The organism is Jiangella rhizosphaerae (assembly GCF_003579925.1).
GTDB lineage: Bacteria > Actinomycetota > Actinomycetes > Jiangellales > Jiangellaceae > Jiangella > Jiangella rhizosphaerae.
The window spans coordinates 1-10125 of record NZ_QUAL01000002.1; the positions used below are offsets into that span (position 1 = coordinate 1).

Below are 10125 nucleotides of genomic sequence, written 5' to 3' on the forward strand. Positions count from 1 at the left end.
GGGCCGCGGCGCAGCGCCTCGAGCCGGCCGGGCGAGGTGACGCGCGCGAACGCGGCCCGGACGAGGTCGGCGTCGAGCGGCTCGCGCCCGCCGCCGACGAACGCCTCGACCGCCGCCAGCGCCGCCGCCGCGTTGTGCGCCTGGTACTCGCCGTGCAGCGGCAGGAAGATCTCGTCGTACGGCCCGGTGAGGCCCTGCAGGCCGATGAGCTGGCCGCCGACGGCCATCTCGCGGCTGCGCACCCCGAACTCCAGGCCCTGCCGGGCCACCGTCGCGCCGGTCTCGGCGACGCGGGCCAGCAGGACCTGCGCGGCCGACGCGGTCTGCGGGCCGAGGATGGCGTACCCGCCGGGCTTGATGATGCCGGCCTTCTCGGTGGCGATCTCCTCGATGGTGTCACCGAGGTACTCGACGTGGTCGAGGGCGATCGGGGTGACGACGGCGACCCTGCCGTCGGCGACGTTGGTGGCGTCCCACGCGCCGCCCATGCCGACCTCGACGACGGCCGCCTCGACCGGCGTGTCGGCGAACGCGGCGTAGGCGAGCGCCGTCAGCACCTCGAAGTAGCCCAGCCGGACGTCGTGCTTGGAGTCGACGAGGTCGAGGTACGGCTTGATCTCGGCGTACGTGGCGGCGAACCGCTGCGGCGCGATGGGTTCGCCGTCGATGACGATGCGCTCGGTGACCGACTGCAGGTGCGGGCTGGTGTACCGGCCGGTGCGCAGGTTCAGCTCGCGCAGCAGCGCGTCGGCCATGCGCGCCGTCGACGTCTTGCCGTTGGTGCCGCCGATGTGCAGGACGGGGTAGGCGTGCTGCGGGTTGCCCAGCAGGTCGAGGACGTCGCGGATGCGCTCGAGCGACGGCTCGACCAGCGCCTCCGGACGCCGGGCCAGCAGCTCGGCCTCGATGCCGCGCAGGACGTCGTCGTTCACGACGACGCCTGCGGCAGGCCGGCCAGCTGGGCCTCGAGCCGGGCGATCTCGGCCTCGGCGGCGGTGCGGCGGCCACGCACCTTCTCGACCTCGGACTCCGGCGCCTTGGCCAGGAACTGCTCGTTACCGAGCTTGCGGACGGCCTGTTCCAGCGCCTTCCGCTCGTTCGCGAGGTCCTTGCTCAGCCGCTTGCGCTCGGCCTCGACGTCGACCGCGCCGGAGAGGTCCAGTTCGACGGTGACGGCGCCGACGACGACCTGCGCGGTGGCGGTGAAGGCGCCGGACGGCTCGGTCAGCCGGGTCAGCGAACGGAACGCGGCCTCGTGCTCGGCGAACACGAACCCGTCCGACGCCCCGGCGGTGACGCGCGCCGGCACCTTCTGGCCGGGCTTGAGACCCTGGTCGCTGCGGAACCGGCGGACCTCGGTGACCAGCCGCTGCAGCTCGGCGACGGTGGCCTCGGCCGCGGCGTCGCGACGGGCCGCGTCGGGCGCCGGCCACTCGGCGACCACCAGCGACTCCGCGCCGGTCAGCGTCGTCCACAGCGCCTCGGTGACGAACGGCGTCACCGGGTGCAGTACGCGCAGCAGGCGGTCGAGGACGTGGCCGAGCACCAGCTGGGTCCGGTCGGCGACGTCGCCGCCCGCGCTGAGCTGGGTCTTGGCCAGCTCGACGTACCAGTCGCAGAACTCGTCCCACGCGAAGTGGTAGAGCGTGTCGCTGAGGCGGGCGAACTGGTAGTCCTCGTAGTACGCGTCGACCTCGGCCAGCACGGTGTTGAGCCGCGACAGGATCCACCGGTCGGCCGCAGTCAGTTCGCCGGACGGCGGCAGCTCACCCACCCGGGCGCCGCTGATCAGCGCGAACCGCGTGGCGTTCCACAGCTTGTTGCAGAAGTTGCGCGAGGCCTGCACCCAGTCCTCGCCGATGGGCACGTCGGCGCCCGGGTTGGCGCCGCGGGCCAGCGTGAACCGCAGCGCGTCGGAGCCGTAGGCGTCCATCCAGTCCAGCGGGTCGACGGCGTTGCCGAACGACTTGGACATCTTCTTGCCACGCTCGTCGCGGACCATGCCGTGCAGGGCGATGGTGTGGAAGGGAATCGCCTTCTCGGGCCCGGCGTCGGCGTGCGCGTAGAGCCCGAACATCATCATCCGGGCCACCCAGAAGAACAGGATGTCGTAGCCGGTGACCAGCACCTGGTTCGGGTAGAACTTCTCCAGCGCCGGCGTCTCGTCGGGCCAGCCGAGCGTCGAGAACGGCCACAGCGCCGACGAGAACCAGGTGTCGAGCACGTCCTCGTCCTGCACCCACCCCTCGCCGCTGGGGACGTCGTCGTCGGGGCCGACGCAGACGACCTCGCCGTTCGGGCCGTACCAGACCGGGATGCGGTGGCCCCACCACAGCTGCCGCGAGATGCACCAGTCGTGCATGTCGTCGACCCAGGCGAACCAGCGCGACTCCATCGTCTTGGGGTGGATGGTCACCCGGCCGTCGCGGACGGCGTCGCCGGCGGCCTTGGCGAGCGGGCCGACGCGCACCCACCACTGCAGCGACAGCCGCGGCTCGACGACGGTCTTGCACCGCGAGCAGTGCCCGACGGCGTGCACGTACGGCCGCTTCTCGGAGACGATGCGGCCCTCTTCGCGCAGCGCCGCGACGACGGCCGGCCGCGCCTCGAAGCGGTCCAGGCCCTGGAACGGGCCGTGCGCGGTGATGACGCCCTGCTCGTCCATGATGGTGAGCATCGGGAGGTCGTGCCGGCGGCCGATCTCGAAGTCGTTGGGGTCGTGCGCCGGGGTCACCTTGACCATGCCGGTGCCGAACGACGGGTCGACGTGCGGGTCGCCGACGATCGGGATGCGCCGGCCGGTCAGCGGCAGGTCGACCTCGGTGCCGATGAGGTGCTTGTATCGCTCGTCGTCGGGGTGCACGGCCACGGCGGTGTCGCCGAGCATCGTCTCGGCACGGGTGGTGGCCACGACGACGTCGTCGCTGTAGCGGATGGAGACCAGCTCGCCCTCGTCGTCGCTGTGCTCCACCTCGATGTCGGACAGCGCGGTGTGGCAGCGGACGCACCAGTTGATGATCCGCTCGGCGCGGTAGATGAGCTCGTCGTCGTAGAGCCGCTTGAAGATGGTCTGGACGGCGCGCGACAGGCCGTCGTCCATGGTGAACCGCTCGCGGCTCCAGGCGACGCCGTCGCCGAGCCGGCGCATCTGCGCGAGGATCTTGCCGCCGGACTCGGCCTTCCACTCCCAGACCTTCTCGACGAACGCCTCGCGGCCCAGGTCGTGCCGCGACACGCCCTCCTTGGCCAGCTCGCGCTCGACGACGTTCTGGGTGGCGATGCCGGCGTGGTCCATGCCCGGCATCCACAGCGCCTCGTAGCCCTGCATGCGCCGCCGCCGCACCAACGCGTCGATGAGCGTGTGCTCGAACGCGTGCCCCAGGTGCAGGGACCCGGTGACGTTGGGCGGCGGGATGACGATGCAGTAGGGAGGCTTGTCGCTCTTCTCGTCGGCCTCGAAGTAGCCGCGCTCGACCCAGCCCTGGTAGAGCGGCGCCTCTACCGCCGCCGGGTCGTAGACGGACGGCAGGGTGGCTTCGGGGCGAGTCGACTGGGTCACGCCGCGGAATTCTACTGCGGATGGGCGCCCGATACCGTACGACCATGGCCTTCGTGATCTACGGCGCCGGTGCGATCGGCGGCGTCCTCGGCGCACGCCTGCACTCGGCCGGGTTCGACGTCCGGCTCATCGCCCGCGGCGCGCACCTGTCCGCCGTCCGCGCCGGCGGGTTGCGGGTCGAGTCGCCCGAGGGAACGACGACGGTGCCGGTGCCGGTGTACGGGTCGCCGGCGGAGGCCGGAGTGGAGGCCGGCGACGTCGTGATCCTCACGATGAAGAGCCAGGACACCCCGGCCGCGCTGGAGGCGCTGCGTGCGGTCGCCGACCCGTCGACGCCGGTGGTGTGCGTCCAGAACGGCGTGGCCAACGAGCGGCTGGCGCTGCGGCTGTTCTCGCACGTGTACGGCGTGTGCGTGATGTTCCCGGCCGCGCACGTCGAGCCGGGTGTCGTCCAGGCGCGGTCGGCGCCGACGCCGGGGATCCTCGACATCGGCCGCTATCCCGCCGGCATCGACGACACCGGGCGGTCGGTGGCGGGCGCGTTCGCCAAGGCCGGCTTCGTCTCCGAGCCGCGCGAGGACATCATGCGGTGGAAGTACCGCAAGCTGGTGATGAACCTCGGCAACGCGGTGACGGCGCTGTGCGGGGCGGACGACCCCGACGGCGCCGCCGCGGAGGTGCTGGCGCTGGTGCGGGCCGAGGGCGAGGCGGTGCTGGCGGCGGCCGGCATCGACGTCGTCGACGAGCAGACCGACCGCGAGCGGCGCGCCGGCATCCTGCGAATGCCCGCGTTCGAGGGCCGGGCGCCCGACGGCGGCTCGTCGGTGCAGAGCCTGCTGCGCGGCACCGGCTCCATCGAGGCCGACTACCTCAACGGCGAGATCGTCCTGCTGGCGCGGCTGCACGGCGTGCCGGCCCCGGCCAACGACCTGGTCCGGCAACTGGCCGTCGTCGCCGCCCGCGAGCGAGTCGCGCCGGGCTCCGTGCCCGCCAGCGAGCTGCTCGAGCGCCTGCGCGCTTGAGCCGGACGTTCGCCGGGTCGCTGGGCTCCCCGTCCCCCTGCTGCCCCATTCTCTTGCCGCGAACCCGCGCCTCAAGTCCGCCATGGAGTCGCTTCGCGACGACGGGCGGACTTGACCCGCGGCTTCACGGCCAAGAACGGGCAGCTATCAGGGGGACGGGGAGGATGTGGGCACGCCTCGGCGTTTGGCGTGCCCGTTTCGCCAGCTTTGTCGGAGTGTGGACAGCGATGATCATCAACGATCGCCTACATCACGAGGATTCCGCGAGCATCAACATGCCTGTAAGGGTGTTGACGCTGGGGTAATCCTCGTGATCCCCCCCGGATCACGGCGACATCTCACCACGTGGACGCTCAACAACACCAACGCCACACAGAAGCCGGCCAGACGCCCCGGCAGCCGTCGCCGCACTCCCCCCGTCCCCCTGATAGCTGCCCGTTCTTAGCCGCGGGCGCGCGGGTCAAGTCCAAGGCCCCCAACCCGAAGCGAACAGCACANGCACTCCCCCCGTCCCCCTGATAGCTGCCCGTTCTTAGCCGCGGGCGCGCGGGTCAAGTCCAAGGCCCCCAACCCGAAGCGAACAGCACACAGTCAGAGGCCGCGGACTTGAGGCGCGCGCCCGCGGCCAAGACAATCGGGCAGCAGGGGGACGGCCCCAACGCAGCAAGGGGGGACGGCTCAGACCGACGCACCGACCGTCAGGACGATCTTGCCGCGCAGGTGGCCTGTCTCGCTGAGCGTCTGGGCGGCGGCCACCTGCTCCAGCGGGAACGTCGCCGCGACGGGCAGCGTCACCGCACCCCGCTCGACCAGCGGGAGAACGGCCTGGAACACCTCGGGCAGCGGCAGGTCGGCGCTCCACGTGGCGCGCACCCCGTACTGGGAGGCGGAGCCGTCGGCGATGGTGAGCACCCGCTCCGGTCCGCCGGCCAGCTCGACCGAGACGGGCAGTACGCCGCGCCCGGAGGCGTCCAGCACGGCGTCGACGCCGTCGGGCGCCACCGCCAGCACGCGCGCGGCCAGCCCGTCGCCGTACAGCACCGGCTCGATCCCGAGCGACGTCAGGAAGTCGTGGTTCGCCGTCCCGGCGGTGCCGACGACCCGGGCGCCGCGGGCCAGCGCGAGCTGACTCGCCACCAGCCCGACGGCGCCGGCGGCGGCGTGCACGAGCAGAATGTCGCCGGCGCGGACGTCGAGCAGCCGGATCGCCCGGTACGCCGTCTCGCACGCCACCGGCAGCGCGGCGGCCTGCACGAACGACAGCCACTCGGGCTTGGCCACCAGCCGGCCGGCCGGGACGACGACGTGCGTGGCGGCCGATCCGGACGCCAGCCCGAACACGGCGTCGCCCGGCGACCAGGTCGTGACGTCCGGGCCGAGCGCGTCGACGGTCCCGGCGCACTCGAGGCCGACGCGCGCCGGCTCGGCCGGGGCAGCGTCCTTCGCGTAGAGGCCGCGGCGCGACTTCCAGTCGTACGGGTTGACGCCGGCCGCGCGGACCGCGACCCGCACCTCGCCGGGACCGGGCACCGGCACGTCGACGGCGTCGAGCGAGAGCACGCCGGGGTCGCCGTACCGGGCGTACCGGACGGCCAGGGCAGTGGTCACCAGCTCACGTCCACGGGCATGCCCTCGGTGTAGCCCGAGGCGCTCTGCATGCCGACGACGGCACGCTCGCGGAACTCCTCGATCGTCCCGGCGCCGACGTAGGTGAAGGCGCTGCGCACACCGGCGACGATGGTGTCGACGAGGTCCTCGACGCTGGGCCGCGACGGCGACAGGTACATGCGCGCCTGCGAGACGCCCTCCTCGAAGATGCCCTTGCGGGCCCGCTCGAACGCGGAGTCCTCGGCGGTGCGCAGCCGCACGGCGCGGGCCGAGGCCATGCCGAAGCTCTCCTTGTACAGCCGGCCCTCGCCGTCGCGCTGCACGTCGCCCGGCGACTCGTAGGTGCCGGCGAACCAGGAGCCGATCATCACGTTGTCCGCACCCGCCGCCAGCGCCAGCGCGACGTCGCGCGGATGCCGGACGCCGCCGTCGGCCCACACGTGGACGCCCAGTTCGCGGGCGCGCCGGGCGCACTCGAGGACGGAGGAGAACTGCGGCCGGCCGACGCCGGTCATCATGCGGGTGGTGCACATGGCACCCGGCCCGACGCCGACCTTGACGATGTCGGCGCCGGCCGCGACGAGGTCGCTGACCCCCTCGGCCGTGACGACGTTCCCCGCGACGACGGGTACCTGCGGGTCCAGCGCCCGGACCCGTCTGAGGACGTCGAGCATGCGCTCCTGGTGGCCGTGCGCGGTGTCGACCACCAGCACGTCGGTGCCGGCGGCCAGCAGCGCCTTCGCCTTGCCCTCGACGTCGCCGTTGATGCCGACCGCCGTGCCGATGCGCAGCCGCCCGGCGTCGTCCAGGGCCGGCGGGTACAACGTCGCCCGCAGCGCCCGCTCGCGGGTCAGGATGCCGACGATGCGCCCGTCGGGGCCGACGACCGGGGCGAGCCGGTGCCGTCCGTCGTGCAGCTGGTTGAAGGCGTCGTCGGGCGCGACGCCGTCGGGCAGCGTCAGCAGCTCGCTCGACATCACCGAGTGCAGCTGGGTGAAGCGGTCGACGTCCTGGCAGTCGGCCTCGGTGACCACGCCGACGGCCCGGCCGTCCTCGACGACGATGACGGCGCCGTGGCCGCGCTTGGGCAGCAGGTTGTACGCCTCGCCGACGGTGCCGTCGGGCGGCATGGTGAGCGGGGTGTCGTACACGGTGTGCCGGCGCTTCACCCACGCGATGACGCCGGCGACGACGTCGGGCGGGATGTCCTGCGGGATGACCGCCAGGCCACCGCAGCGGGCCAGCGTCTCGGCCATGCGGCGCCCCGACACCGCGGTCATGTTCGCCGCCACCAGCGGGATGGTCGTTCCCGTGCCGTCGGCGGTGGTGAGGTCGACGTCGAGCCGGGAACCGACCTGGGACCGGTTCGGCACGAGGAACACGTCGCTGTAGGTGAGGTCCTGGTCGGGGACCCGGTCGTGCAGGAACCGCATGTCGCCTCCCCCGGCTCGGCCAGAGTTCCAGCCTACCCAGCGGCGCGCCGCGGCCGGTCGACGAGGACGGGCGGTTCGGCGAGGGTGGCGCGCAGCGGGTCCTCCGGAACGATCCAGGGCGAGCCCGGCGCGCCGCCAGGGTCGGCGCGCCAGCGGTGCGCCACCCGCTCGACGGCCACCGGGTACACCGTCAACGACCCGTCGCGGCCGATGTGGAAGCGCAGGAAGCTCTTGTGGTCCTCGATGCCGAGGCCCGCGTACAGCTCGTTCACGTTGACGTCGGCGTACCGCGCGATCAGCAGGTACCCGCAGACGACCCAGGTGTCGAGCAGCCCGATGACCGGTCCGTAGACGGCGAAGGCGAGCAGCGTCGCCCACGGGTTCGGCAGCTCCGACAGCGGCAGCGCCGACCACACCGCCGCGCCACCCGCGGCCAGTGCCACGTGCGGCACCGCATGAGCCGCCGCCGCCATCATGTGCTTGCGCGTCCGCACCCCCAGGACCAGCGTGAACACCGCCGTCCCGGCCAGCACGGCGGCCACGCCGGTCACGGTCGCCGGGGTGACCCAGCGGTCGTGCGAGGTGACGAAGGCCAGCATGAGCAGTGTCTGCATGAGCGCGAGCAGCCCGACGAAGCCCGGGTTGCGCCGGGGCAGCCGGGCGAACACCTGCCAGCCGAGCCGCCGCGACGCCGGCTGCGACGGGTACGCCGCGGCCAGCTCGTAGCGCTGCGGGGTGCTGCGCCGCCGGGCGATCGTCTCCTCGGGCGGGACGGCGACCTGCTCGGGCAGGTGGTCGGTGCCGACGAGGTAGGCGCCGCCTCCGCCGCAGGTCACCAGCTGGCGGCCCCGTCCGTCCGGTCCCGGGCCGGTGTACCGCGCGTAGTGGTGCATGTCGCCGGCCAGCAGCAGCGGGATGCGGGCGCCGGTCGGCTCGATGACGGTGCGGATGAAGTAGTCGAGGCTGTCGTAGGCGTCGGGCCGCTCGTGCGTCTTCACCCACGACGGTTGCGCCGGCACCAGGATGATGCGGTCCTCGGGCGTGAGGCGCTCGGCGACCCGGCGGAAGTAGTCCAGCTGCGGCTCGTCGATGTACGTCGACAGCTGGATGTCGACTGCCAGCAGCCACCAGCGGTGCGGCAGCTCCAGGGCGAAGTAGCTGCGCGCCTGCCGCGTCCGCCAGCCGCCGATGGTGTCGCCCTGCGCGAACAGCCGCAGGAACGCCGTCAGCCCGTCGTACCAGTCGTGGTTGCCGGGCAACGCGTAGAGCGACGGGGTGTCGACGGCGAGGTCGGGCAGCGCGGCGCGGTACGGGCCCTTCCACCGGTTCTCGTAGGCCGGGCTGGACGCCGTCGGGTACACCTGGTCGCCGCCCAGCACCAGCAGCGACCCGCGCGGCAGCAGCCGGCCGTCGTCGAGCATCAGCTCCGGCCGGGCCAGCAGCGAGGCGACGGAGTACGTGGCGTCGAACCCGTCGCCGACGTCGGCGGTGTAGTCGAACCACAGCTCGTCGGCGGCGGAGTGGTCGAAGGCGCGGTCCGGGAGCGCCGCCTGCAGCTCGCGCTTGTCGAGGTAGCCGCCGAACAGGTAGGCGAGCAGGACGCGGACGGCGGTGCCGGCGAGCAGGCCGGGGTTGAGCCAGGGCACCGGCTTCTGCCGCACGAACCCGGTCTCCGCCGGGCTGAGGTCGCGCGGCCGGGGTGCGGGTGCGGTCACGGTTGGAGACCCTACGGTTCCCCGGTGGGCTGATCAACCATCGCCCGCAGCCGCAGCTCGAGCATGGCCGCGAACCGTGCGTCGGGGTCGGCGAGGTCCAGCCCGCCGATCTCGCCGACCCGCCGCAGCCGGTACCGGAACGTGTTGACGTGCACGTGCGTGGCCGCCGCGGCCGCCGTCACGTCGCCGAACGCGTCGAGCCAGGCGCGCAGCGTCGCGACCATCTGCGACCGGTGCCGGCGATCGTAGGCCGCCAGCCGCGCGACCGGCCCCGACGGCACCCGCCGCTCGGCCGCCATGGCGCTGCCGAGTTCGAGCAGGAACGCGGAGATCTGCACGTCGGTGAGCCGGGCGACCCGCGACCCGGCGGGGCGGGTCCGCAGCACCCGGACGGCGCGGTCGGCGTCGGCGCGCGACTGCGGCAGCTCGGCCGGGCCGCCGGCGACGCCGCCGATGCCGACGACGACGTGGCTGCGGGCGCCGATGCGGCTGAGGAACTCCTCGGCGACGGCGACCGCCCGCAGGTCCACGCCCTCGCCGTCGCCGGCCAGCGGGATGACGCCGTAGACCACGCCGCCCACCAGCGCGACCGCGGACCGCGGATGGACTGCGGCCAGGTGCAGCGCGAACGCCCCGGCGACCCGTTGCAGGTCGGCCTCGACGCTGGACGGCTCGGTCTCCTCGCCGGGCACCGCCAGCGCGAGGACGCACGCCGGCCCGCCGGCCAGGCCGAGCCGGCTGGCCGCGTCGCCGGCCGCGGGCCCGCCTTCCAGCACCGTCGCGACCAG

7 protein-coding genes are annotated in these 10125 nt (G+C 73.3%); 1 reads left to right on the plus strand and 6 read right to left on the minus strand.

What is annotated here, in order from left to right; genetic code table 11:
• A partial coding sequence (locus tag DY240_RS00125) for a bifunctional folylpolyglutamate synthase/dihydrofolate synthase (RefSeq protein WP_267901622.1) occupies positions 1 to 932 on the minus strand: 932 nt, incomplete at its 3' end.
• Complete coding sequence (locus tag DY240_RS00130) at positions 929 to 3559, minus strand: valine--tRNA ligase (protein ID WP_119657950.1); 2631 nt, start codon at positions 3557 to 3559, stop codon at positions 929 to 931. The genes DY240_RS00130 and DY240_RS00125, both read right to left, overlap by 4 nt.
• 44 nt (positions 3560 to 3603) lie before the next feature.
• Between DY240_RS00130 and DY240_RS00135 the strand changes: the two genes are divergently transcribed.
• Positions 3604 to 4581: a ketopantoate reductase family protein gene (locus tag DY240_RS00135; protein WP_119657953.1), complete on the plus strand. Its 978-nt coding sequence runs from the start codon at positions 3604 to 3606 to the stop codon at positions 4579 to 4581.
• Positions 4582 to 5259: 678 nt separating this feature from the next.
• Here DY240_RS00135 and DY240_RS00140 read toward each other — a convergent pair.
• The 4 genes from DY240_RS00140 to DY240_RS00155 form a co-directional block, all read right to left on the minus strand.
• Positions 5260 to 6192 carry an NADP-dependent oxidoreductase gene (locus DY240_RS00140; protein ID WP_407659256.1) on the minus strand — a complete coding sequence of 311 codons (933 nt, stop codon included), beginning with the start codon at positions 6190 to 6192 and terminating at the stop codon, positions 5260 to 5262.
• Entirely contained in the window at positions 6186 to 7622 is a 1437-nt protein-coding gene (locus tag DY240_RS00145; RefSeq protein WP_119657951.1) for a GuaB1 family IMP dehydrogenase-related protein, read from the minus strand. Before DY240_RS00145 ends, DY240_RS00140 begins: the two co-directional genes overlap by 7 nt.
• Before the next feature lie 32 nt (positions 7623 to 7654).
• Positions 7655 to 9337, minus strand: coding sequence for a metallophosphoesterase (locus DY240_RS00150; protein WP_119657952.1), 1683 nt, complete (start codon positions 9335 to 9337; stop codon positions 7655 to 7657).
• Between the two features lie 11 nt (positions 9338 to 9348).
• On the minus strand, positions 9349 to 10125 hold a 777-nt coding region (locus tag DY240_RS00155), incomplete at its 5' end, for a PucR family transcriptional regulator (protein ID WP_199700535.1).